Source organism: Kribbella sp. NPDC031520, assembly GCF_055580825.1.
In genome coordinates this window covers 329,156-352,186 of record NZ_JBVIKS010000006.1, presented here as the reverse complement: position 1 = coordinate 352,186, position 23,031 = coordinate 329,156, and the positions used below count along the sequence as shown (strand labels likewise).

22 protein-coding genes are annotated in these 23,031 nt (G+C 67.2%); 12 read left to right on the top strand and 10 right to left on the bottom strand.

Features of this window, described 5'->3' with window-relative positions; genetic code table 11:
• The first annotated feature begins 1 nt into the window (after position 1).
• Complete coding sequence (locus ACZ5BU_RS30660) at positions 2-637, top strand: response regulator (RefSeq protein ID WP_465704259.1); 636 nt, start codon at positions 2-4, stop codon at positions 635-637.
• Here ACZ5BU_RS30660 and ACZ5BU_RS30655 read toward each other — a convergent pair.
• Complete coding sequence (locus ACZ5BU_RS30655) at positions 626-1,630, bottom strand: endonuclease/exonuclease/phosphatase family protein (protein ID WP_465703913.1); 1,005 nt, start codon at positions 1,628-1,630, stop codon at positions 626-628. The genes ACZ5BU_RS30660 and ACZ5BU_RS30655 overlap by 12 nt on opposite strands.
• A 152-nt stretch (positions 1,631-1,782) precedes the next feature.
• Between ACZ5BU_RS30655 and ACZ5BU_RS30650 the strand changes: the two genes are divergently transcribed.
• The 3 genes from ACZ5BU_RS30650 (at position 1,783) to ACZ5BU_RS30640 (ending at position 4,408) form a co-directional block, all read left to right on the top strand.
• On the top strand, positions 1,783-2,394 hold the full coding sequence (locus ACZ5BU_RS30650; protein ID WP_465703912.1) for a hypothetical protein: 612 nt from the start codon (positions 1,783-1,785) through the stop codon (positions 2,392-2,394).
• 111 nt (positions 2,395-2,505) lie between these two features.
• Positions 2,506-2,922 (top strand): carboxymuconolactone decarboxylase family protein, encoded by a 417-nt coding sequence (locus tag ACZ5BU_RS30645; RefSeq protein WP_465703911.1) that lies wholly within the window; start codon positions 2,506-2,508, stop codon positions 2,920-2,922.
• Between the two features lie 46 nt (positions 2,923-2,968).
• The gene (locus ACZ5BU_RS30640) at positions 2,969-4,408 is read left to right on the top strand and encodes an META domain-containing protein (protein WP_465703910.1); all 1,440 of its coding nucleotides are present in this window, start codon (positions 2,969-2,971) and stop codon (positions 4,406-4,408) included.
• On the opposite strand, the gene ACZ5BU_RS30635 is transcribed toward ACZ5BU_RS30640, so the two are convergent.
• From ACZ5BU_RS30635 to ACZ5BU_RS30610, 6 genes are all read right to left on the bottom strand, one after another.
• A complete protein-coding gene (locus ACZ5BU_RS30635) occupies positions 4,391-5,404 on the bottom strand; it encodes an ABC transporter substrate-binding protein (protein WP_465703909.1) in 1,014 nt (337 codons plus the stop codon). The two genes, ACZ5BU_RS30640 and ACZ5BU_RS30635, sit on opposite strands and share 18 nt — an antisense overlap.
• A gap of 31 nt (positions 5,405-5,435) precedes the next feature.
• Complete coding sequence (locus tag ACZ5BU_RS30630) at positions 5,436-7,760, bottom strand: glycoside hydrolase family 95 protein (RefSeq protein ID WP_465703908.1); 2,325 nt, start codon at positions 7,758-7,760, stop codon at positions 5,436-5,438.
• Complete coding sequence (locus tag ACZ5BU_RS30625; RefSeq protein WP_465703907.1) at positions 7,760-9,421, bottom strand: type 2 periplasmic-binding domain-containing protein; 1,662 nt, start codon at positions 9,419-9,421, stop codon at positions 7,760-7,762. Before ACZ5BU_RS30625 ends, ACZ5BU_RS30630 begins: the two co-directional genes overlap by 1 nt.
• A 26-nt stretch (positions 9,422-9,447) precedes the next feature.
• Positions 9,448-10,392 carry a carbohydrate ABC transporter permease gene (locus ACZ5BU_RS30620; RefSeq protein WP_465703906.1) on the bottom strand — a complete coding sequence of 315 codons (945 nt, stop codon included), beginning with the start codon at positions 10,390-10,392 and terminating at the stop codon, positions 9,448-9,450.
• Positions 10,389-11,387 carry an ABC transporter permease gene (locus ACZ5BU_RS30615; RefSeq protein ID WP_465703905.1) on the bottom strand — a complete coding sequence of 333 codons (999 nt, stop codon included), beginning with the start codon at positions 11,385-11,387 and terminating at the stop codon, positions 10,389-10,391. The genes ACZ5BU_RS30620 and ACZ5BU_RS30615 overlap by 4 nt, the downstream gene beginning before the upstream one ends.
• A 346-nt stretch (positions 11,388-11,733) precedes the next feature.
• Positions 11,734-12,630, bottom strand: coding sequence for a phosphotransferase enzyme family protein (locus ACZ5BU_RS30610; protein ID WP_465703904.1), 897 nt, complete (start codon positions 12,628-12,630; stop codon positions 11,734-11,736).
• A 291-nt stretch (positions 12,631-12,921) separates the two neighbouring features.
• On the opposite strand from ACZ5BU_RS30610, the gene ACZ5BU_RS30605 reads away from it, so the two are divergent.
• Positions 12,922-14,178: an MFS transporter gene (locus ACZ5BU_RS30605; protein ID WP_465703903.1), complete on the top strand. Its 1,257-nt coding sequence runs from the start codon at positions 12,922-12,924 to the stop codon at positions 14,176-14,178.
• Between the two features lie 20 nt (positions 14,179-14,198).
• Here the strand turns inward: ACZ5BU_RS30605 and ACZ5BU_RS30600 are convergent, their stop codons facing one another.
• Positions 14,199-15,185, bottom strand: coding sequence for a TerC/Alx family metal homeostasis membrane protein (locus ACZ5BU_RS30600; protein WP_465703902.1), 987 nt, complete (start codon positions 15,183-15,185; stop codon positions 14,199-14,201).
• A gap of 259 nt (positions 15,186-15,444) precedes the next feature.
• Between ACZ5BU_RS30600 and ACZ5BU_RS30595 the strand changes: the two genes are divergently transcribed.
• From ACZ5BU_RS30595 to ACZ5BU_RS30575, 5 genes are all read left to right on the top strand, one after another.
• The gene (locus ACZ5BU_RS30595) at positions 15,445-16,173 is read left to right on the top strand and encodes a sulfite exporter TauE/SafE family protein (RefSeq protein ID WP_465703901.1); all 729 of its coding nucleotides are present in this window, start codon (positions 15,445-15,447) and stop codon (positions 16,171-16,173) included.
• Positions 16,174-16,368: 195 nt separating this feature from the next.
• Complete coding sequence (locus ACZ5BU_RS30590; protein WP_465703900.1) at positions 16,369-16,782, top strand: RlpA-like double-psi beta-barrel domain-containing protein; 414 nt, start codon at positions 16,369-16,371, stop codon at positions 16,780-16,782.
• A 13-nt stretch (positions 16,783-16,795) separates the two neighbouring features.
• On the top strand, positions 16,796-17,398 hold the full coding sequence (locus tag ACZ5BU_RS30585) for a cell wall protein (protein WP_465703899.1): 603 nt from the start codon (positions 16,796-16,798) through the stop codon (positions 17,396-17,398).
• Between the two features lies 1 nt (position 17,399).
• Entirely contained in the window at positions 17,400-18,224 is an 825-nt protein-coding gene (locus ACZ5BU_RS30580; protein WP_465703898.1) for a MauE/DoxX family redox-associated membrane protein, read from the top strand.
• A 101-nt stretch (positions 18,225-18,325) separates the two neighbouring features.
• Positions 18,326-20,368 carry a PQQ-dependent sugar dehydrogenase gene (locus ACZ5BU_RS30575; RefSeq protein ID WP_465703897.1) on the top strand — a complete coding sequence of 681 codons (2,043 nt, stop codon included), beginning with the start codon at positions 18,326-18,328 and terminating at the stop codon, positions 20,366-20,368.
• A gap of 5 nt (positions 20,369-20,373) precedes the next feature.
• On the opposite strand, the gene ACZ5BU_RS30570 is transcribed toward ACZ5BU_RS30575, so the two are convergent.
• Complete coding sequence (locus ACZ5BU_RS30570; RefSeq protein WP_465703896.1) at positions 20,374-21,180, bottom strand: zinc-binding dehydrogenase; 807 nt, start codon at positions 21,178-21,180, stop codon at positions 20,374-20,376.
• 138 nt (positions 21,181-21,318) lie between these two features.
• On the opposite strand from ACZ5BU_RS30570, the gene ACZ5BU_RS30565 reads away from it, so the two are divergent.
• Both ACZ5BU_RS30565 and ACZ5BU_RS30560 read left to right on the top strand, forming a co-directional pair.
• On the top strand, positions 21,319-21,666 hold the full coding sequence (locus tag ACZ5BU_RS30565; RefSeq protein ID WP_465703895.1) for a helix-turn-helix domain-containing protein: 348 nt from the start codon (positions 21,319-21,321) through the stop codon (positions 21,664-21,666).
• Positions 21,666-22,268, top strand: a complete 603-nt coding sequence (locus ACZ5BU_RS30560; RefSeq protein ID WP_465703894.1) for a mobile mystery protein B — start codon at positions 21,666-21,668, stop codon at positions 22,266-22,268. The genes ACZ5BU_RS30565 and ACZ5BU_RS30560 overlap by 1 nt, the downstream gene beginning before the upstream one ends.
• A gap of 77 nt (positions 22,269-22,345) precedes the next feature.
• Here the strand turns inward: ACZ5BU_RS30560 and ACZ5BU_RS30555 are convergent, their stop codons facing one another.
• Positions 22,346-22,855, bottom strand: coding sequence for an NUDIX domain-containing protein (locus ACZ5BU_RS30555; protein WP_465703893.1), 510 nt, complete (start codon positions 22,853-22,855; stop codon positions 22,346-22,348).
• Positions 22,856-23,031 lie beyond the last annotated feature (176 nt).

Here is a 23,031-nt window from a genome sequence, read left to right as displayed (position 1 = left end):
CGTGATCCGGGTGGTCGTCGCGGACGACCAGCAGGTCGTACGGGAAGGACTGGTCGCGCTGCTCGGGCTGATCGACGGCGTCGAGGTCGCCGGCGCGGCCGCGAACGGCGTGCAGGCCGTCGACCTGGTTGCCCAGGGCAACGTGGACGTCGTACTGATGGATCTGCGGATGCCGGTGCTTGACGGTACTCAGGCGACTGCGCGGATCACCGCCGACTTCCCGGACGTCGCCGTACTCGTACTGACCACGTACGCCGACGACGTGTCGATCGCGAACGCGCTCCGCGCCGGGGCGCGCGGGTACCTCACCAAGGACGCGGGTCGCGCCGAGATCGGCGCCGCGCTGCGATCCACCGCGGCCGGGCAGTCGACGTTCGACCCCGAGGTCAGCAAACGGCTGGTCGCCGGGCTGACGCCCGCGAGTGATCCCGGCAGCGACGGTCTGACGGCCCGCGAGACCGAGGTGCTGCGGTTGATCGCGCGCGGGCTGAGCAACCCGGAGATCGCCGGGCGACTGTTCATCAGCGAGGCGACCGTGAAGACGCACATCAACAACACGTTCGCGAAGATCGGCGCCCGCCACCGCGCCGAAGCCGTCCGCTACGCCTACCGCAACGGAATCGCCTCAGAGACGTAGCTCGGCCACGACCGGGCGGTGGTCGCTGCCGGTGGAGCTCATCACCCAGGCCTTCGTCGGGGTGAGGCCGCGGACCAGGATGTGGTCGATCCGCGCCATCGGGAACGCCGACGGCCAGGTGAAGCCGAACCCGGTACCGGCCGCACCCTGCGCCGAGCGCAGACCGGACGTCAGCGGCGCGAGGCTGCGGTCGTTGATCGTGCCGTTGAAGTCGCCCATCACGATCACCGCCGACGACTTGTCCGCCGCGATCTGCTGCCCGAGCTCCTTGATCGTGTTGTTGCGCTGGTCGGACGTGAACCCGCTGGTCCCGACCCGCACCGACGCCAGGTGCGCGACGTACACTGCGACCGTCCCCTTCGGCGTCCGCACCTCGGCCCGCAGCGCCCGCGTCCATGCGAAGCCGACGTCGACCGACTTCGTCTCGACGACCGGGTACTTCGACCACAGGGCGACCGTGTCGCGCGTCACCTCGTACGGATAGGTCTTGGCGAGCTCCGCCTTGTAGATCTTCAGGTCCGCCGGAGTGAGCTCCTCCAGCGCGACGACGTCCGCGTCGGCGCCGAGCAGGTCCTCGGCGGTCTGCTTCGGTGCCGGGTTCGCGGCGTCGACGTTGTGGGTCAGCACGCGCAGGTCGTACGGGCCGCCGGGTGCCTTCCCCGGCAGCAACAGGTGCCCGAACATCAGGCCCCAGATCACCGCGGGCAGCAGCAGCGCGACACCGGCCGTCGCGGACCGCCGTACGAGCGCCGCGATGCCCAGCACCAGTACGGCGACGCCGACCCAGGGCAGGAAGGTGTCGAGCAGGCTGCCGAGGTTGCCGATCGAGTTCGGCACGCTGCGATGGAAGATCAGCACCATCGCCGTCAGCACCGCGAGCACCGCGATCACCCAGCCGCGCCGCCACATGCCCCCGGACTTCTTCCGCCGGCGCGCTGCACTGCGCGTCGGCGGTCGCGAACGGGCGGCGACTGCGGTTTGGCGGTCGGACATGCAGCGATTGTTGCGGACTGCCGGGCCGGACCAAAGTCCGTGCGCGCTCAGGTACGGCGATTTCATCCGTACGGACGAGCGGTCCGCACCGGAATGATGAGGAATCGGTGAGAACCCTGGTGCCTTCGGCGGACATTGCCCACAATGCCGGTATGTCAGCGCAGACCACCGAGCCGTTCGTCGTGAAGCGCCACGGCCTCGGTACGACGAAGACCGCGCTCGCGCTCGGCACCGCGGTGTTCGGCGCGATGGTGCTGCTGACGCTGGGGATCGTTGTGGTGCAGACGATCCGCGGCGCCTCGATCCGCGGACCACTCGAAGCCGTCTGGCTGAGCTGGGGCGGAACGCCGCTGATCTTCGCCGTCGGCCTGCCGATCCTGCTCCTGGTCGGCGCGATCACCGCGCTCGAGGAACGCCACGAGGAGGACGCCGACGACGTATTGTTGACAGTTGACAATACTGGGATCTACCTCGGCGGCGATCAGCCGCGCACGATCCCGTGGAGCGAGGTCCGCGGCGTGTGCCGCGTGGAACGCCACGAGGTCGACGACGCCGGCGAGGAGACCTGGGAGCCACGGCTGGTCGTGATGCTGCTCGACGAGGCCGCCCTCCCCCGCAGTACGAAGGCCTGGGGCCCGTCCTGCCCGTGGCCCGGCACCCACGAGATTCTCGGCCGCACCCTGCCGTACGACGAACTCGCCACCGCGGTCGCCCGCTGCGCGCCGCACGTCCCGGTCACGAACCGCGGCCGGGTGGAGGACTGAAACATTCGACCATGACCACCGGTTGGGGCCTGGTCAAGGCCGATACGGCCGGGACGAACGGTTCGCTACCGCTGGACGTCTCCGACCCGCTCCCGCGTTAGCGTCGCGGGTATGGCAGCTCCTGATATCAACAGCCCGGCGGAACAGGCGCGGTACGAGCGCGGCATCGAGGTACTGAACAGCATCGACGGCGGCGGCGCCCCCGCGGTCATGGACAGCCTCGGCGACATCGCGCCGGCGCTCGCGCACCACATCGTCGCGTTCGGCTTCGGCGACATCTACTCCCGGCCGGCCCTCGTCCCGCAGCAACGGCAACTGATCACCCTCGGCATCCTCGCCGCACTAGGCGGTTGCGAACCCGAACTGGAGGTCCACGTGCGGACCTCTCTCAACGTTGGCCTCACCCCCGAACAGATCGTCGAGACGTTCATCCACACCCTCGGATACGCCGGGTTCCCCCGCGCGATCAACGCGATCGCCGTGGCAAAGAAGGTCTTCGCCGAACGAGGCCTGCTCCCGGTGTCATGAGCAAGCCAGGCTCGACCGCCCGGCTGATACTTGAAGGATGTCGGTGATGGATCTACCGGAGTTCGAGCGCGCGCAGCTGCACGCGATCGAGGTGCTGCGTGGCGGTGGGGCTGTCGTCGTGACCAACCCCAGTCCGATGACGTACGGCGTGGTGGCCCGCGATGCCCGAGCGGTGAATCTCCTGAAGGGCCGCCCCATCGACCGGCCGGTCGGGATCTCGGTCCACAGCGAAGCGGCACACGACCAGCTGTTCAGGTACCTCGAGCTGCGGACCGACGCCCTCGCCATGGTCGACTTCGCTCTCGCCGAGCGGATCTCCGTACTGGCGCCGATCCGGTCGGACCAGACGATGCCGGAGTGGCTGGCGCCGGCAATCGATGACGGCTGGGTGCTGTTCTTCGACGGATTCTGGGTTGCACTGGGGTTCTTGTGGGAGAGCCACCCCTTCCTGTACGGAAGTAGCGCCAACCGAACCGGCGAAGTTCCGGCCGCCTCGGCCGCCGAAGCCCGTGCGCAGTTCCCGGGCGACACGGTGATCATCGATGCCGACGACCGACGTACGCCGGTCGCCGCCTACGGAGCCAGCACGATCATCCGCGTCGACCGGGACGGCAGCCTGACGCTGCATCGATCGGGTATCCAGGACCAGGCGGCGGGCGGACCGGACGTACTCCTGGACCGACTCCGCGAGTTCAAATCCGAGATCGCGGTGCTGGACGGATCCACCGTCGAGCCGCTGGGCAAGGCGTACGTGTCCACCGCAGTCACTGAGGACGGCCAAGCCAAGGAGCTGGTACCGAACACGCGCATCCGGCTCGAGTTCGCGCGAGTGCCCAACGAGAACGAGGGCGAGCCGCGGGTGTGGGACGTCGTGCGAGCGCATTGTGGTTGTAACCGCATGGGCGCGGCCGTCGCGGCCGGCGAACTGCTGACCGACGGGACCCTGTCGATCACCGGGCTCGGCAGCACCGCGGTCGGCTGCCGGCCGCCGCTCCGGGACCAGGAGGACTGGTTGACGACGTTCCTGACGAGCCGACCGTCCTGGCGGCTGGACGGCGACGAGCTCACTCTTACCTCAGGTGGTACGACGATCACACTGCTGGACCAGAAGATCGCCGAACCGGACTTCCCGCTCGACCGGATCCGGTGGAAAGTCGTCACCATGATCAGCAACGCCGACATGCGGCAAGGCTTCCAGCTCGCCGGGCGGGCGTGGATCAGCTTCGACGGCGGACGCCTCACCGGCTGGACCGGATGCAACGAACTCTCGGGCAGCTTCACCCGCAACAACACCGAACTGACCTTCACCGACGTCACCATCACCGACCGCCCCTGCTCAGCCGAAATCGCTCCGCTGCAGTCGGCAATCCTCGCCACTCTCGGGCCCGCGGTCGCCTACACCATCGACCACGACCAGCTGACCCTTCTCACCCCATCCGGCATCGGCCTCGACCTCAAAGCCGGTACGTCAGCCCTTGGGGCCTAGGAGTTTTTCCAGGTCGGAGAGGACGTCCATGGCGCCGATGGGGCCGAGGCCGAGGAACCAGACCTCGTCGTCCACGCGTGCGGACTTGCCTGCCTTCACGGCGGGTAGTGACTTCCACAGGGCGCCGTTGACGACCTTGTTCTCGTCGGTGGTGTCGGGTTTGCCGTAGCTGGAGTAGAAGATCCAGTCGCCGGCGGCCTGGCCGATGTTCTCCTGGGAGACCCCGACGGCGAGGTCCTGGACGTCCTGGATCTTCGGGCGGGGCAGTCCGATGTCCTTCAGGATGACGCCGATGAACGACAGGTTCCCGTACAGCCGGATCTCCCCCGGACGGAACCGCACGAGCGAGATCGTCGGCGAGCCTTCCACCTTCTTCTTCACGTCGTTCGCCCGCGCCTGGTAGCCGTTCAGGATCGACGTCGCCTTGGTCTCCTCGCCGACCGCGTCCGCGACCAGCAGGAAGTTCTCCTTCCACGGGAACCCGGGCCGGATGCTGAAAACGGTCGGCGCGATCGCGCTGAGTTTCGCGTACAGGTCGTTCGCGCGCAGTTTGCTGCCGAGGATCAGGTCGGGCTTGAGCGCGGCGATCGCCTCGAGGTTGAGTTCGCTGATCCCGCCGACGGTCTTGATGCCCTGCGCCTTGTCGGCGAGATACGACGGTACGCCGTTCTGCCCTGCGGTCGTCGCCATTCCGACCGGCGTGATGCCGAGCGCGAGTACGTCGTCCAGCTCGCCGCTGTCGAGTACGACGATCCGCGACGGCTTCTTCTCGAGCTGTACCGAGCCGAGCGCGCCCTTCACGGTCCGCGGGAACACGCCGGGTGCGGCATCCGAACCGAGCTTGGCGGTCTCGGCGTCGGCGGTCTTGAACAATCGCCCGCCGGTCGCGACTTCCTTGTCACCGACGCCGGTGTCCGCGCTCTTGGTGTCTCCACCACCACATCCGGCCAGCACAAGTAGGGTGGCCGAGGCAACAATCCCGATCAGCTTCCTCACAACCGCAGACCCTACACAAGATTAGTTAGGGTCACCTAACCAGGTCCAGCTGCTGGCCCGCCGCGAGCGTGACGATCCGCTCCCCGGACGGCAGCGCGATCCGGTACGTCCCGGCGTGTGTCGCCCGTACGACGGCCTCAGTCAGCTTCCCTTCGCGCCAGGACACGTCGAACGTCAGGCCGCCCCGCGCCCGGAGCCCGCGGAACGACCCGTCCGGCCACTCGGCCGGCAGCGCGGGCAGTACGCGGATCACGTCGGTGTGGCTCTGCAGCAGCAACTCCGGAAGACATCCGGTCATCCCGAAGTTCGCGTCGATCTGGAAGATGTCGCCGTCCCGCGACATCAGGTTGTCCGACACCAAGCGGCTCAGGTAGTCCTGGATCACCGCGACCGCCCGCGACGGCTCGAGCAGCCGCGCCCACAACGCCACCAACCACGCCGCGGTCCACCCGCCGTTCACAGCACCGTCCGTACGGCGTACCAGCGAAGCGCGAGCCGCCGCGGCCCACGACGGCGTACGCACCGGATCGATCTCCGCGCCCGGATACAACCCGTACAGATGCGACTGATGCCGATGATGTACTTCGGACGGCTCCCAGTCCGTCGGCCATTCGTACAACCGCCCGTCCGGCGTCACCGGCACCGCCGGCAACCGATCGCGAGCAGCCGAGGCCCGCGCGGCCAGCTCCGACGACAGCCCGAGCACGGACTCCGCCTCGGCCAGGTTCGCGAACAGCTCGCGGATCAGCCAGATGTCGTACGTCGACGTGAGATCGACCGACGCCTTCGCACCCGACGGCAGGACGAAGTGATGTTCCGGCGCGGTGGAAGGAATGAACTGCAGTACGCCGTCCCGGTCCTCGACCAGCATCGACAGCATGAACTCGGCGGCGCCCGCGATCAGCGGATACGCCCGTTCGCGCAGGAACTCGGCGTCCAGCGTGAACCGGTAGTGCTCCATCAGATGCGCCGTCAGCCACACGCCGCACGTCGCGCACATCGCCCAGACCGGGTCGTCGCCGCCTTCGCCGACGGGCCAGGTCGCGCGCCAGATGTCGGCGTTGTGGTGTGCGACCCATCCCGGTGCGTCGTACAGGATCCGTGCCGTCTCCGCGCCGGATTCGGCCAGTCCTTCGAGCAGGTCGGTCAGCGGGTCGAAGCACTCGCTCAGCCCGGTGAGGTCGGCGAGCCAGTAGTTCATCTGGGTGTTGATGTTGTTGGTCCAGTCGCTCGCCCACATCGGGCGCCGGTCCTGGTTCCAGATGCCCTGCAGGTTGGCGGCCTGCGTCCCCGGGCGCGAGGACGCCATCAGCAGGTACCTCCCGTGGTTGAACATCAGCGCGACCAGATCCGGGTCACTGGCCCCGGCGGCGACCGCGCGCAGCCGTTCGTCCGTCGGATTGTCGACAATCCTCCCGAGCTCCAGCGACGCCCGGTCGTACAACGACACGTGGTCCTCCACATGCCGCGTCCGAACCTTGTCCACGGCAACCGAATCCGGCCCGGCCGCCGCGGGCGCGCCAACCGCATCCAACGTGGCAACCGAATCCAGGGTGGCGACCGCTTCGTCGAACGCGACGTGGGGATCGCGGCCCGGTGGCACGGACCACCCGGCGAACGTACTCGCCGCCGCGAGCACCACCGTCACCCGCGACGCCCCACGCACCTCAACGCCCGCGACGGACGTCGTCACCGCCCCGTCGGCGAAGACCCGCAACGCGACGCCGAACCCGATCCCCCGCCCCTCCTCGTACCGCACCGGATCAGGCGACTGCCGGTACTCGATCGTCAGCTCCGAAGGCGCCCGCCCAACGACCCGATAGGTGCCCTCAGCAACCACAGGACGCACCGGATGCTGACTCTCCAACCCGATCAGAAGGTCAACAACAGGATTGTCGGCAATCATCGTCCAGACCAGCACCTGGTCCGGCGCCGACACGTACGCCTCGCGCCGGAACCGCACGCCGTCGACGGTGTAGTCGACGGCGGCGATCCCAGTCCGCAGATCCAAACTCCTCCTGTAGTCGACAGCCTGACCAGCCCCGGCAGAGATCACCAGATCCGCCAACGGCTGGTACGACTCGACCAACGGCCCCTGCAGCGCCCGCGTCCGCTCGGTCGCCGCCAGCCGATCACCGTCGTCCAGCAGCAACCGCCGTACGTCGGCCAGCACCGCCGGCCCGTCCGGGACGGTCAACGTCTGCGGCCCGTCTCCGGACCACACATCGTCGAGGTTCAGGGCAATCCGCTCGTCAAGAACCCGGCCGTACACCTTTGCGCCGAGGTGCCCGTTGCCCAACGGCAACGCCTCGAACCAGTCCGGTGCGGGGCTGCGGAACCACAGGAGGTCGGACACTACTTCGACCCGCTCTTGTACTTGTCGTACGCCTGCTGGTTGATCTGCAGGTACCGCGGCATGCCGGTACTGTCGAGCCCCTTCACGTACGCGTCCCAGTCGGTGTCGATGTTCTTCGACCCGGTGATGAAGGCCAGCTGGTTCTGGTTCACGTACGTGTTCAGGTTGGTCTGCAGCGTGGCGATCTCACCGCTCAGGCTCGGGTCCGGCCACATGAACGACTGTGGGAACCACTGCGACTTGTCGACATGCCCTTCGTACTGCTTGGTCGCCTCCCACAGCCGTCGCTCCAGGCCGGCGCCGGTGTAGATGTCCTTCGGCGTCACCTGCGCGTTCCGGAAGGCGAGCGTGTTGTTGTACTGACCGAGCGCGCCCCAGCTGATGTTCTTCGGCGCGTTCTGGACCGGCTTGTACAGCGGCTTGGTGCTGGCGTCGAGCGCGACGTCACCGGGGCCCGGCTTGGTCCAGCCGACGCCCTCCGGACCCATGTTCGTGATCTCCTGGCCCTCGTCGGTGTAGATCCAGTCGAGCATCTTGATCGCCGCGACCTGGGCCTCCTTGCTGGCCTTGTTGGTCAGCATGAACGTGTACCCGGTCGAGGTCGGGTGGTTGTACCCGGTGTAGCTCTTACCCTCCGGACCGGTCAGCGGCGGCACGGAGTCGTACTGCTTGTCCCGCCCGTCCTTCGAATCCAGCTGGACGAAGATGCCCGGCCACAGCACCGGGACGGAGCCCAGTACGACGGCCTTCGGATTGTTGCCCTGGGCCTGCAACGCCTGCGCGTTCTGGGTGAACGCGGCCTGGTCGATCAGCCCGTCCTTGTACAGGCCGTGGATGTACTTCAGGCCTTCCTTCCACTGGTCCGACGTCACCGGCGTGACGACCTTGTCGCCGTTCAGCGTGAGCAGCGACCGTACGCCGTTGTTGGCGCCGACCGGGTCGTACGCGAACGCGTTCATCAGGTACGCGATCAGGCTGCTGTCCTGGACGTCGGTGGTCATCGGGATCTCGTCGGCCTTGCCGTTGCCGTTCGGGTCCTTGGTCTTGAACGCCTCGAGCACCTTGCGCAGGTCGTCGGTGGTCTTCGGCACCTGCAGGCCGAGCTTCTTCAGCCAGGCGCTGTTGATCCACAGCTTGTCCGGGTACGTGCAGTGGAAGCAGTCCGCCCACTGCGGGAGCGCGTAGATGTGACCGTCGGGCGCGGTCGCCATCTCCTTGTACTCCTTCTTGGAGTCCAGCACCTTCTGGATGTTCGGCGCGTTCTGCTTGATCAGGTCCTCGAGCGGTACGGCGACGCCCTGCTGGCCGAGCTTCAGCACCTCGGCCTGGGTGAACGCGTCGACCCACGGGATCAGGAAGAACAGGTCCGGGTAGTCGCCGCTGGCCAGTGCGATCTGGCGCTTCTCCTTGGCCGGGCCGGCGTCGTACGTCGTGGTCTGCCAGCGGAACTGGATCTTGAACTTGTCGCTGATGATCTTGGTGACCGCGTTGGTCTCCAGGTTGGTGCTCTGGTCCGACGGCGTAAAGGTGTCGATGACCACCTTGCCGTCGGACGTGGTCTCGTTCGCCGCACCTTTGGACGACTTGTCCGAGCTGCAGGCTGCCAGGGCGAGCGCGCCGGCTGCTGCCAGTGCGACGACCTTGCTCACGGATGAGCGCATTGCTGTTTCCCTTCTGAAAAGGCTGACTAGCCCTTGACCGCGCCGACCATCACGCCCTTGGTGAAGTGGCGGGCGACGAACGGGTAGATGACGAGTACGGGCAGGCTCGAGATGACGATGAGCGCGTACTTGAGGACGTTGGCCAGCTGTTGCTGTTCGAGCTGCTGGGCCAGATTCGTCGTGGTGGTGGACCCGGTGAGGGTGTTCAGGATCAGTACGTTCCGCAGCACGATCTGCAGCGGGTACAGGCCGGGGTCCTTCAGGTAGATCAGTGCGTCGAAGTAGCTGTTCCACTGGAAGATCGCGTACATCAGCGCGATCACCGCGATCACCGGCTTGGACAGCGGCAGCACGATCGACCACAGGAACCGCAGGTCGCTCGCGCCGTCGATCGTCGCCGCCTCGTAGAGCTCGTCCGGGATCGTCGAGCGGAAGAACGTCCGCGCGATGATCACCTGCCAGACCCCGATCGCGCTCGGGATCACCATCGCCCAGCGAGTGTTCAGCATCCCGAGGTCCTGGACCACCAGGTACGTCGGGATCAGGCCGCCGGAGAACAGCATCGTGAAGATCAGCACGCTCATGATCACGTTCCGGCCGAAGAACGTCCGGCGCGACAGCGGGTACGCGATCGCGATCGTCAGCGTGACGCTGATCAGGGTGCCGCTGATCGCGTAGATGAACGAGTTCAGGTAGCCCTTCATGATCAGCGGATCACTGAAGGCCTCCTTGTACGCCTTGATGCTCGGCTCGACCGGCCAGAGCAGCACCTTGCCGGCGCTCACCGCGGACGGGCTGCTGAACGAGTTCGCGACGATGTAGATCAGCGGGACCGCGACCATGATCAGCGCCAGCCAGAGCATGATCTTCACGCCGGTCAGGAAGATCTTGTCGGTCCGTGTCTCCTCGATCGTGGTGCGTTCCGACCTGGGCGCGGTGGTACGCCGGAATCCTTGCAAGGTAACGCTCATGACCAGAGTCCGTTTCCGGTGATGCGCTTGGCGGCGAAGTTCACGCCGAGCAGCAGGAAGAGGTTGATCACCGAGTTGAACAGCCCGATCGCTGTCGCCATGCTGAAGTCGGCGTTCAGCAGACCGGTCTTGTACACGTAGGTGGCGATGATCTCGGACTGCGCGGTGTTCAGCGGGTTCTGCAGCAGGAACGCCTTCTCGAACCCGATCGACATGATGTTGCCGACGCCGAGCACCAGGATGATCACCGCTGTCGGCATGATGCCCGGCAGGTCGACGTGCCGGATCCGCTGCAGCCGACTGGCGCCGTCGATCCGGGCCGACTCGTGCAGCGCCGGGTCGATCCCGGCCAGCGCGGCCAGGTAGATCACCGCGGAGTATCCGGTGGTCTGCCAGACGTCCGACCAGACGTAGATGTGCCGGAAGTAGTTGGGGTTACCCAGGAAGTCGATCTGCGGTACGCCGAACAGCCCGATCGCGTCGTTGACGAACCCGAGCCGCGGCGACAGCACCAGGATCGTCATCGAGACCACGACCACGGTGGAGATGAAGTACGGCGCGTACGTGACCAGCTGGACGGTCTTCTTGAACCGGCCGTTGCGGATCTCGTTCAGCGCGATCGCCAGCACGATCGGGATCGGGAAGCTCGCCAGCACGGTGTAGACCGAGAGCAGGAACGTGTTCTTCACCAGGGTCCAGAACACCGGGTTCTGGAAGAACAGTTCGAAGTTCTTGAACCCGACCCACGGGCTCCCCCACGGGCCTCGTACTGGGCTGTAGTCCTTGAACGCGATCACCGCGTTCGCGATCGGGATGTACTTGAAGATCACGAAGTACGCGAGCGGTAGGACGACCAGCAGGTAGAGCTGCCAGTGCCGCCGCAGACTGCGCCGGGCCTGCGTCCGGCGAGACGTTCGCGGTGGTTTCCGGGCCGCTTCCGCCGCCCGTGGTGCCGGCGACGGTGGCGCCTGTTTCACCTCGAAGGTTGCGCTCACTCCGCTTCCTTTCCCTCACGCGCTGGAGTGGAACCGATATCCGATAGGATCTCGGGTTTCGCTATCCCGGAGGATGACACACAACCCTGGCGGAGCGGAAGAGTTCTCCCCGGTGTCGATACCGGAAGGTGACCGAGGTGCTCAGATCCCTTGCAGGCAAGGGGTTTTCGAGGTTGCTGCTAGCAACGATGGGCCACCCAACGCCGAATGATCCGATGGCCTGCGATCGGATCCGGGCGTACCTCAGCAGAGCCCGGGGTCGTTCTGAGCCGCCGGCACCGGGCCTCTGCCGAATTTATTTCTTCGGTTAACTATATGGAAGTCAACCCGGCCTCGACGGCCTGTGTCAAGACCCGGCCGCGGTCAGGTGCCGGGTGATCATCGCCTCGTCGAAGCGGCCGCTCTGCTGCCCGTCCCAGAGCCCGGCCATCACCATCAGCACGTGCAGCACAACCTGCAACGGCGCGATCGCAGCCAGCTCCCGGTCGGTCAGCGGGTACGGCGTCGCGCGCTGGTAACCGTCGACGAGTCCGGGCGCCCGATGCACCCGCGCGATGACGAACTCCCAGGCGCGGCTGTCCGGGTGCGCCAGGTCGAAGTCGATCACGCCAGCGAACGTCCCGTCGTCGTCGAAGTGCACGTTCCAGCTCGCGAAGTCGCCGTGCACGATCGTCTGCGGGAGGTTGAGCAGGTCGTGCTCGATCACGAGCTGCTTGGTCTGCTCCATCGCGTGCACCGCTCGGTCCGCCAGATCGGGGCGCCGTTCGCGGAGCAGCTGGACGCCGCGGTCCCAGCCCTGGAACTCCCCCATCGCGTCGAGGTCCGCAGTACGGAAGAAGCCGGGACGGGCTCCGACGTCGACGCCGGAGAGGTCGGAGAGGTCGGTGTGCAACCGCGCCAGCAGCTCACCCCGCTCGACCTGCTGCTGCACCGTCTCATCCGTATGCGGTCGCCCCGGCACGAACCGCGTGACCGCCCACAACCGCCCGTCGTACCGCACCGGCCCCGCAACCTGAGCCGGCACCGTCCACCCACGCGCCGTCAGATGGTCGAGCAACTGCGTCTCGAAGGTCAGGTCCGCCTCGGTGCGGAGCACGTGGTACCGCCGGAGGATGTAATGCTCCCCACTCCGCGTCCAGAGATGCCAGTTCCCGTTCCCCAACGAGTCGTCATCACCAGCACGCGTCGGCTCCAGCCGATCGAGGTCGAGTCCGAACGCGTCGATCGGCGGCGTACTGAGCATCCCCGCATCGTGGCAGCTCCGAAGAGTGGTCGCCACAAGAAAAACCTGACCCGACCATCACGGGGGAACGGCCGGGCCAGGCATTATCGATAGTACCTCCGATTCGGAGGTGGAGGCGGCTTATCGGCAGGCGGACGCGCCGCGACTGCCCTACCCTGATCGCCATGCGAACCCGCTCCTGAGAAAGCGCACCGCCGCGGCCCGTCACCGGGTCGCCGTCGTGCGTCACGTCAAGCGTCCGACCTTCGGGTCGCGCTTCGTCATGCCCACGCACGCTTTCGGGGGCACCGCATGTCCTTCTACCGGTCCGCCGACCCTGTGCGGACGTACTACGTCTACCAGACCACCTCGTCGTTCCTGTTCGAACTCTTCCTCACGCTGAGCGCCGTGTACTACGTCCGGGACGCCGGACTGAACCCGCTCCAGCTCGTCCTGATCGGGACCACCCTCGAGCTCACCTGCTTCCTGCTCGAGATCCCCACAGGCATCGTCGCGGACCTGTACAGCCGCCGGCTCTCGATCGTGATCGGCTACGTCCTGATCGGCTCCGGGCTGCTGCTCCAGGCGCTGTCCCCCACCTTCCTCGCACTCGTGGTGGCCCAGGTCGTGTGGGGCGCCGGCTACACCTTCACCTCCGGCGCCGACCAGGCCTGGATCACCGACGAGATCGGCGCCGAACGGGCCGGCCAGGTGTTCGTACGGACGCAGCAGATCAGGATCGGCGGACGGCTCGCCGGTACGGTCAGCGCGGGCGCGCTCGGCCTGATCAGCGTGCCGTTGCCGATGGTGATCTCCGCCGGCGGGATGATCCTGCTCGCGGTCGCGCTGTCCGTGTTCATGCGGGAGGAAAACTTCCACCGCACGCCGCGGGCGGAGCGGGAGACGTTCCGGCAGTTCGCGGAGTTGCTCAAGCACGGCGTCGCCGTCGCCCGGCAGCGTCCCGTCGTTCGGACTCTGGTGCTGATCAGCCTGATCGCCGGACTGTCCAGCGAGGCGTTCGACCGGTTGTGGCCGGTGAAGCTGCTCGCGTTCAGCTTCCCGACCGCGTTCGGTACGTCGGACCCGGCGTTCTGGTTCACGGTCCTGGCGCTCGCCGGGCAGTTGCTGTCACTGATCGCGTCGCTCGCTCTCACCCGGTTGTTCCCCGGCCGGCTGCTGGCGTCGCATCCGGCCGGCATCCTGGCGACGCTCGCCGTTCTGCACCTCGTCGCGGTCTTCCTGTGTGCCCTCACCGGCCGCTTCTGGCTCGTGCTCGCGGCGATGTGGCTGCGCACCGTCGCCGACGTGGTGACGTTCCCGATCGAGTCCGGCTGGCTCAATCGGCAGATCGACTCGCGCTCCCGGGCGACCGTACTCTCGATGGTGTCGCAGGCGAACGCGATCGGTCAGGTCGTCGGCGGTCCCCCGCTCGGCGCCCTCGGCCGTACGTCCCTGCGCGGCGCGCTGCTCGCGTCCGGGCTGATCTGGCTGCCGATCCCGGCGCTGTACCTGCGCCTGCGCGCCCCGGCCGAGGTTTCCGGAAAGAATCCTGCGCCAGACGCCGTTTAGTTTCCGGAAAGGCGGCCTGGTCAGTCGTCGAACTTGACGTGGACGGCCTCTCGGCGGTGGTCGCGGGCGGTTTTGAGGAGGCTGACGACCGTGGTGACGAACAGCGTGCCGACGATGAAGCCGAGCGAGGTCAGGATGCCGATGTCCGGCAGGTGGATCGCGCCGATGTCGTCGATGTGCGAGCCGTGCAGCGCTTCGATGATCAGCTTCACGCCGATGAACGCGAGGATCACCGACAGGCCGACGTTCAGGTAGACGATCCGCTGCAGCAGGCCGCCGATCAGGAAGTACAGCTGCCGCAGACCCATCAGCGCGAACGCGTTCGCGGTCAGCACGATGTACGCGTCCTGGGTGAGCCCGAAGATCGCCGGGATCGAGTCGAGCGCGAAGATCACGTTCGCCATCCCGATCGCGGAGATCACGATCACCAGCGGCGTCAGTTGCGGCTTGCCGCTCGTCCGGGTGACCAGGTTCGCCCCGTCGTAGTCGTGCGAGAGCGGAAGCACCCGGCGCAGTCCCCGCAGTACGACGTTCTCCTGGAAGTCGGACTCGTCGTTCTCGCCCTCGAGCGCCAGGCGGACGGCGGTATAGACCAGGAACGCGCCGAAGATGTAGAACACCCAGCTCGCCGCCGAGATCGCGGCCGCGCCGGCCAGGATGAAGATCGCCCGGAGCAGCATCGACACCACGATGCCGATGTACAGCACCTTGTCCTGCGCGAGGCTCGGTACGGCGAACCGCGCCATGATGATCACGAACACGAACAGGTTGTCGACGCTGAGGCTGTACTCCGTGATGTACCCCGCGACGAACTCGCTCCCCGACTGCCCCGGGCTGAACACGAACAGCCCGACCGCGAACAGCCCGGCGAGGCCGACGTAGAACAGCACCCAGCGGGTGGCGTCCTTGATCGACACGGTGTGGTTCCGGCGGGCGATCACGACCAGGTCGAACGCGACGATCGCGAGCAACCCGGCGATCGTCAGCACCCAGACAACGGGTGGCATGACCGAAACCATGACAAACCTCCGGACGTCGGCAGACAGCAGCGTGGTCCGGAGGTCTCTCCCACCCGGAGGAACTCCGGGCCGGCAGCACCGGTTCGGCCGTCCAGGCCTCCCGTGATGACGACGCTGCCGCTTCGGACCGGCGCCACGCGGGCCCGGTCCGAGAGGGATACTCCCCTCCTCAAACGACGCCAGTCTACCGCCCTGAGAGATACCACCGTGCAGCAGGTCACATCCGGCGAGATGGCAGGCTGTGCGGATGATCGGTGGATGGGAGACGCTCGCGGTGGCGTCGGCGGCGGCGTTCGTCCTGGCGATGGTGTCCGCGGTGGCAGGCTTCGGCGGAGGTGTACTGCTCCTACCGGTCTTCACCGCGCTCTTCGGGCTGCGGGTCGCGGTGCCGATGCTCACGCTCACCCAACTGACCAGCAACGTCTCGCGCGTCTGGCTCAACTGGCACGAGATCCGCTGGCGCCTGGTCGGCTGGTTCGCGGCGGGCGCGGTTCCCCTCGCGATCGCAGGAGGTCTGCTGCTCGCACATGCGCCACTGACGGCACTCAAGCGTGGTCTCGGCGTGTTCCTCATCATCGTGGTGATCTGGCGGCACCTGCGGCGCACCCCGCACAAACCCAGCGACCGAACGTTCACCGTTGTCGGCGCGGCATCCGGTCTCGGGTCCGCGTTGCTCGGTTCGGTCGGGCCGCTCACCGCGCCGTTCTTCCTGGCGTACGGGCTGACCAGGGCGGCGTACATCGGGACCGAGGCCGCGAGTGCCGTGACCATGCACCTGTCGAAGATCGCCGCGTACGGGGCAGGCGATCTGCTGACCCGGCAGGTCCTCGTGTACGGCGCCGCACTGACCCCGGCGACGCTGGCCGGAGCCTGGCTCGGCAAACGGATCGTCGGCCGGATCAGCGACCGCGTCTTCGTCGTACTGGTCGAACTGGGTCTGCTCGCCGCCGGAGTGCTCTTCCTGCTCGGATTCTGACTCCGGTGTCGGTGCGGTCGTACTGCTCGCGACCGCGGTGGCCGCCTGGTTCCTGCTGCGTGGGCAGCGGCTCAGCACCGAACAGTAGGCAAAAAGTTTCCGTTTCCTCGATTACCTCTGGGAGATTCCGCCCAATCGGAGTACAAAGAGTTTCTGTAGGTCTTTGTCCGCCCCCTAGGCCTAGGAGGAACTGTCATGGCCGGATTCAACGGCGAAGCATCGTGGTTCTGTTGCGGAAACGCATGGGGACCCTGCGCGAGCACCGGGCACGGTGCCTGCGGCACCTGTAACTCGGGGAACTTCCAGCACGCCTGGCCGAACACGTCGGACGCGTGTTACGCCATCACCCATCCGGACACCTGCGGATTCACCGGGATGAGCCGGCGGACCTGCGGGTTCCGGCACGCCACCACCAACCTGTGCAACGGAAACCGGGTCGTCACCTCGATCGCGGACTGCGGTCCGCAGACCGACCTGTTCTGCGGTGAACGTGCCTGCTGCGGCGGTACGTGCGCCGCGAACCGCCTCCTCGACCTCACTCCGGCCGCGTTCTCGTCGATCGCGAGCCTGAGTGCCGGTCTGATCCCCGCGAACATCGACGTCGGCTGAGGAGTGAGCTGAGATGACCGCAACGATGGACCGCCGCTCACTCCTGTCCCGCGCCGCCCTCGGCGCGACCGGACTCGTCGCCGCCAGCGCGATGGGTTCGCTCGCTCCCGAGGCCGCGTTCGCGGCGGCGACGCAGTACCCCGACCCCGGTCAGCCGGATCCGAACTTCGCCGAAGGCGTGGTAACCGGCCGGAACCAGGATCTCCTGCAGGTCCACGGATCCGACGGCCGGCTGCACCGGATCCAGCTGACCACCGCCACCAGTGTCTGGAAGCTCCACCCGACCACGATCGACCAGGCGAAGATCGGCGACGGCCTGTACGCCCGCGGCGTACTGCTGCCGAACGGGATCCTCGCCGCCGAGTCGGTCTGGGTGAACATCGTCAACCTGACCGTCGCGATCACGTCGATCAGCCGCAGCGGCGTGCAGTTCGACCACCACGGGCAGAAGGTCGTCGGGCACGTACAACCCGGTACGACGGCCGCCGTGTACAACGGCACGCCCGCGGTGACGGACCTGTCGATGCTCAAGGTCGGCCGGCACGCCCAGGTGATCGGCGCCTGGCGTCCTGGCACCAACGAGATCGACATCGCCACCATCTACACGTCGCACTGACATGGAAGAGCTAGCGGCTGCTCAGCCGCTCCTGATCGCCTTGATCCTGGCGTGGTCCGCGTACGGCAAACTAACCTCCCCCGACCATGCCACCCGCACAGCCCTACCTCACCTACTCGGCTCCGACGGCGCAGCCGGCGAGTCGCGGGCGGTCACGGCATACCGGACCGTTGCCGTGCTCGAGATCCTGATCGCCCTTCTCCTGTTGGCTTCCTGGACTATCGGGGCAGCGGCTGCTGTCGCATTGTCCGTCGGGTTCGTCGGCTTTCTGATCTACTCGAAGGTCGTCGTACCGGAGGCGTCCTGCGGCTGCGCCGGCAAGTCCGCGAGACCCGTCGGCAACAGAGCGATCGCCCGCGCCTTGTTGCTCCTGGCAACTTCCACGCTGGCGACCTTCGCAACAACCAACTGGTGGTCGGCGGGCGCGGGATTGCTGATGCTGGTGTTCGAGGCAGCAGCGTTCGCCATGTTGTCCGCCGAGCTCGACCGCTACTGGCTCCTCCCGATCCGGCGGTTGAAGATCCGGCTCAGCCACCCGTACGCCGGTACCGCCTCCGACCACGTCCCACTCGCCGCAACCCAGCGGCGCGTGCTGCTCAGCCCGGCGTACCGCGCGGTCGACGGGTTGCTGCGTTCCGACATCCACGACTACTGGGACGAGGACGGCTGGCGGTTCGTGAGCTACGCCGCCCGGTACGACGGCCGCCGCGCGACTGCGGTGTTCGCCGTACCGCACCAGGACTCCACGCCGGAGTCCGTCCGGGTCGCCCTCGTCGACGACGACGGCCTGACCGTGTACCGCCCGACCGTCCTCGCGACTGCATAGGCCTGGCGGTCCGTGCTGTTGACAGACGAGATGATCGTTAGGAAGCTTTCCTAATAGTTAGTCCCCTGCACCTCCTCCGCCCCGGAATCCAGGAGACCCGCATGACATCCCGTCTGTTCGCGGCGGCGCTCGCGCTCGCCGCCGGCGCGCTCTCGCTGACCGCGCTCCCCTCCGCCACCGCTGCCTCCACCGACTACCAGGCCGAGGACGCGACCGTCTCCCAAGGCGTGGTCGAGTCCAACCACACCGGCTACACCGGCAGCGGTTTCGTCAACTACGACAACCTGGCCGGCAGCTACGTCGAATGGACCGTCACCGCCCCGGCTGGTCCAGCCGACGTCACCCTCCGGTACGCGAACGGTACGGCCGCGACCCGCCCGATGGACTTCACCGTCAACGGCCAGCCCGGCGCAGTCGGCATCACGTTCCCGGGAACCGGCGCGTGGACGACCTGGAAGACCAAGACCGTCCGCCTGCAACTCACCGCCGGTACGAACAAGATCCGCGCCCGCGCGACCAGCGCCGACGGCGGCCCGAACGCCGACAAACTCACCGTCACGCCGACCACCGACGACACGACTCCTCCATCGGCGCCGGGCAATCTGACCGTCAGCGACCTCAAGTCGAACGCCGCGACGTTCACGTGGACGGCGGCGACCGACAACGTCGGCGTGGTGCGGTACGAGCTCAACCGCGGCGGCAACGTCCTGAAGGTTGTCGACGGCAACACTCTGTCCGCGACCGTGGACACCTTGACACCGAACACGTCGTACGACATCTCGGTCGGCGCGTTCGATGCCGCAGGCAACGCTTCGCAACAGAGCAACGTGGTCACGTTCACCACTCCGGGCAGCGGCGACACGCAACCGCCGACGGTACCGGGGAACCTGCACTCGACCGGCGTCACCGCGAGCAGCGTTTCGCTGGCGTGGAACGCGTCCACGGACAACAGCGGCAGTATCGCCGGGTACGACGTGTACCAGGGCTCGACGAAGGTGGCGACGACCGACTCTCTCACCGCGACCGCGACCGGGCTGACGGCGAACACGCAGTACACCTTCACCGTCAAGGCGCGTGACCCTGACGGCAATGCATCCGCCGCGAGCAACGCGGTGACGGTGAAGACCTCGGCGACCGGCACCGGCGGCATCCCCTCATACGACAAGGACATCGCGAAGGTCGACCTCGGCTGGAGCGTGGCGTTCCTGCCGGACGGGTCCGCGCTGGTGACCGAACGGGACCGGTTCGAGGTACTGCGGGTGACACCGAGCGGGCAGAAGACCACGCTCGGGAAGGTGCCGGGCGTGGTCACGACCAGCGGTGAGGGCGGTTTGCTCGGCGTCGCGCTGTCGCCGAACTTCGACAGCGACCACTGGGTGTACTTCTACCACACGGCATCCGGCGACAACCGGATCGTACGGATGAAGTACGAGAACGGGAAGCTCGGTTCCACGTCCTCGCCGGTGCTCACCGGACTCGCGAAGAACCGGTACCACAACGGCGGGCGGATCGCGTTCGGTCCGGACGGGAAGTTGTACGCGACCGTTGGTGACGCCAAGAATTCCGGGAACGCGCAGAACAAGAACTCGCTGAACGGAAAGATCCTGCGGATGAACCCTGACGGTACGCCGCCGTCCGACAACCCGTTCTACAGCAGCGGCGGCAACGCGCGGTACGTGTGGAGCTGGGGGCACCGCAACCCGCAAGGGCTGGCGTGGGACTCGCGTGGGCAACTGTGGGCGTCGGAGTTCGGTGAGAACAGCCAGGACGAGCTGAACCTGATCCAGAAGGGCGGCAACTACGGCTGGCCGTCGTGCGAGGGCACGATCGGCGACTGCGGCGGGTACGTCGCACCGAAGCGCACCTGGCCGACGTCCCAGGCCGGCCCGAGCGGGATCGCGATCGTCAACGACTGGATCTACATCGCCGGCGTCACCGGTGAGCAGTTGTGGGTCACCAAGATCAACTCGGCCGGCAACGGCGTCGGTACTCCGCAGGCACTGTTCTCCGGTCGTTGGGGCCGCCTACGAAGCGTCACCCATTCCCCGGACGGCGGGCTCTGGCTCACCTCCACCAACGACGACAAGAACGGCGGCACACCGTCAACAATCGACAACGTAATCGTCCGCCTGAAGTTCTCCTGACGCGGTCAGGGCAGCAGCAGCGTCTTGCCGACCGTCCGGCGATCCTCGATCGCGGCATGCGCTGCTGTTGCCTCTGACAACGGGAAGGTCTGCCCGACGGTGGGAGCGATCCGGTACTGCGCCAACTCGTCGAGCGCCCGCCGGGTCAGCTCCCGCCACTCGCCCGGATCCGGCTGGAAGATGCCGACCAGCGTCACGTCGTCGCGATCCTCGACCGGCGCGGTGAAGTCACCACTCGCCGCACCATACCCGAGGAACCGGCCGCCCGATCTGGTGATCCCGTACGCGGCCCGGCCGATCGCACCGCCGGTGCCGTCGAAGACCACGTCCACCGGCTCCAGCCCGTCGGCCCAGTCCGGCGCCGAGTAGTCGACCACCTCATCGGCACCGAGTTCCTTCGCACGCTGCAGCTTGGCCTCCCCGCGAGCAGCGGCGACGACCGTCGTACCGGTTGCCGAGAGCAACGGGATCAACCAGCTGCCGAGGCTGCCCGCGGCGGCCGTCACCAATACCCGCTCACCCGCCACGGCCTTGCCCCGCTCGAACTGCGCGAAGGCCGTCGACCCGTCGTGCAAAGCCGCCAGCGCCACTCCGAGCGCCACACCGTCCGGCACCTCGAAGACTTCCGTCGCCGGTACGACAGCCTGCTCGGCATATCCACCACCGTTGTACGTCCCCACACCGCCGGTGCCCGCGATCACCCGCTTGCCGATCCACTCCGCGTCCACACCGGCTCCCACCGAGCGCACCACTCCGGCGACGCCGGCTCCAGGCACGAACGGCGGCTCAAGCGCGAACCGAACAGCCCGCACGTCCCACCACATCCTCGACTCGACAGACCTCCGACGCTAAGACCTCACCTTTAGTTGAGGTCAAGCCGAGCGATAAGTACGGGCTGGCCTGCGATGAGATATCCTGTGACAGTACCGTCACATTGGAGGGAGCCGGAGATGGCGATCGGCCAGATGCGGGAGCTCGGCGCGGAGGTGCGGGCCGAGCGCCGCCGGCGTGGCCTGACCCAGGCTGAGCTGGCCGCCCGGGCGGGCGTCTCGCGCGAGTGGCTCGGCCGGCTCGAGAACGGTGCTCGCCGGCTGGAGGCCGACAAAGTACTCGGCGTGCTGCGTGTGCTGGACTTCAGCGTGCTCTCCCAGAACGAGCAGCCGACCCAGGAAGACGTCGCGAAGGCGCAGAAGATCGCCTGGACGATGGGACTGGAGGCGCAGCCGATCTCCGACCAGGGCTTCCAGCGGGTGCTCCGCAAGATCGTCGAGCATCGGCTTGCCCGGCCTGCCGCCTGATGGAGCTCGGCGGATCGGCAGACGGGCAGACTCCGGTCGACGCCGATGACGCCCAGTACCTGACCGAGGAGTACTCCTGGATCTCCACCCGGGAGGAGTTGAACGACGCCGAAGCGGCGAACATCGCCGACGCGGTGCTCTGGCTGGGCGACCAGCAGCCGACGGCGGACGACGTATTGCAGCATGCCTTCCTCCGGGAGTTGCACCGGCGGATGTTCGGGGACGTATGGACCTGGGCCGGGAAACCGCGGCAACGCGACACGACGATCGGCATCGCACCCGCACGTATCCCGGAGGAGCTGCACCTGCTGCTCGGGGACGTGACCTACTGGATCGAGCGGAACACCTATGAACCATTGGAGATCTGTGTCCGGTTCCACCACCGTCTTGTGTTCGTTCATCCGTTCGTGAACGGCAACGGCCGCCATGCCCGGCTGATCGCCGGCGCGCTCGCCGAGTCGCTAGGTCTTGGTTCCGAGGCGTTGAGCTGGGGAGCCCGGAGCGGCGCTGCCGCGAGCACCGCGCGATATCAGTACCTCGACGCCTTGCGGACCGCGGACGCGGGCGACTACACACCGCTCCTCGCCAACGCCGTCAGCTGATCACACCTCCGTCAAGACGAACTGCCTGCAGCACGAATGAAACCCTGCCGCGCCGAACGGCTTCGGGATGTGCGGGATCAGCGGGGGTGGCCGAAGTCGGCGTAGGTGGGGGTGCCGGTGGTGAGGGATTGTTGGGCGAGGGTGAGGCGGCGGGCCATTGAGGGGCGTAGGTGGGGGGTGGCTTCTTCGAGGGTGAGGAAGTGGTGGGAGCGGGCTTCGGTGGGGTCGAGGGTGAGGAGTGGGGTGTCGAGGACGCCGCCGTCGAAGATGAAGGCGAGGGAGTCGGTCCACGGGCCGTGGGCGGGGACCCAGTCGACGACGAGGAGGCGGCCGATCTCCAGGTCGAGGCCGATCTCCTCCTTGACCTCGCGGCGGCAGGCCTCGTACGGCGACTCGTTGGGCTCGACGACGCCGCCGGGGATGTCGAGGGTGGGTTTGTAGGTCGGCTCGAGGAAGAGGATGCGGCCGGCGCGGTCCCGGATCAGCGCGCCGCCCGCGGCGGTCTTGCGCGGGAAGCGGGCAGCGATCCCGGGGTTGAACTCCTTCTCCGGCTCACCCTCGGCGGCGAGATCGTCCTGTCGGTTCACACCTCCAGTGTCGTCCAGAGCGACCGGCTGGTTGCGGGCAGCTACCCCCTCGACGGTTGGCGCGGGGCATGCTGCAATGAGCGGACAGCGCGCGGAGGGGTCTGAAGCGCTGACAAGTGGGGGGCGAGATGTTGCGTCTGGGTAGGACTACGCGCGGGCGGATCAGCATAGTGGCC

What these genes read in the sequence shown, in the direction of transcription:
- ACZ5BU_RS30655 (WP_465703913.1), bottom strand. Translation starts at nt 1,630, where the DNA reads ATGTCCGACCGCCAAACCGCAGTCGCCGCCCGTTCGCGACCGCCGACG.
- ACZ5BU_RS30650 (WP_465703912.1), top strand. Translation starts at nt 1,783, where the DNA reads ATGTCAGCGCAGACCACCGAGCCGTTCGTCGTGAAGCGCCACGGCCTC.
- ACZ5BU_RS30645 (WP_465703911.1), top strand. Translation starts at nt 2,506, where the DNA reads ATGGCAGCTCCTGATATCAACAGCCCGGCGGAACAGGCGCGGTACGAG.
- ACZ5BU_RS30640 (WP_465703910.1), top strand. Translation starts at nt 2,969, where the DNA reads ATGGATCTACCGGAGTTCGAGCGCGCGCAGCTGCACGCGATCGAGGTG.
- ACZ5BU_RS30625 (WP_465703907.1), bottom strand. Translation starts at nt 9,421, where the DNA reads ATGCGCTCATCCGTGAGCAAGGTCGTCGCACTGGCAGCAGCCGGCGCG.
- ACZ5BU_RS30620 (WP_465703906.1), bottom strand. Translation starts at nt 10,392, where the DNA reads ATGAGCGTTACCTTGCAAGGATTCCGGCGTACCACCGCGCCCAGGTCG.
- ACZ5BU_RS30610 (WP_465703904.1), bottom strand. Translation starts at nt 12,630, where the DNA reads ATGCTCAGTACGCCGCCGATCGACGCGTTCGGACTCGACCTCGATCGG.
- ACZ5BU_RS30605 (WP_465703903.1), top strand. Translation starts at nt 12,922, where the DNA reads ATGTCCTTCTACCGGTCCGCCGACCCTGTGCGGACGTACTACGTCTAC.
- ACZ5BU_RS30600 (WP_465703902.1), bottom strand. Translation starts at nt 15,185, where the DNA reads ATGCCACCCGTTGTCTGGGTGCTGACGATCGCCGGGTTGCTCGCGATC.
- ACZ5BU_RS30595 (WP_465703901.1), top strand. Translation starts at nt 15,445, where the DNA reads ATGATCGGTGGATGGGAGACGCTCGCGGTGGCGTCGGCGGCGGCGTTC.
- ACZ5BU_RS30590 (WP_465703900.1), top strand. Translation starts at nt 16,369, where the DNA reads ATGGCCGGATTCAACGGCGAAGCATCGTGGTTCTGTTGCGGAAACGCA.
- ACZ5BU_RS30585 (WP_465703899.1), top strand. Translation starts at nt 16,796, where the DNA reads ATGACCGCAACGATGGACCGCCGCTCACTCCTGTCCCGCGCCGCCCTC.
- ACZ5BU_RS30580 (WP_465703898.1), top strand. Translation starts at nt 17,400, where the DNA reads ATGGAAGAGCTAGCGGCTGCTCAGCCGCTCCTGATCGCCTTGATCCTG.
- ACZ5BU_RS30575 (WP_465703897.1), top strand. Translation starts at nt 18,326, where the DNA reads ATGACATCCCGTCTGTTCGCGGCGGCGCTCGCGCTCGCCGCCGGCGCG.
- ACZ5BU_RS30565 (WP_465703895.1), top strand. Translation starts at nt 21,319, where the DNA reads ATGGCGATCGGCCAGATGCGGGAGCTCGGCGCGGAGGTGCGGGCCGAG.
- ACZ5BU_RS30560 (WP_465703894.1), top strand. Translation starts at nt 21,666, where the DNA reads ATGGAGCTCGGCGGATCGGCAGACGGGCAGACTCCGGTCGACGCCGAT.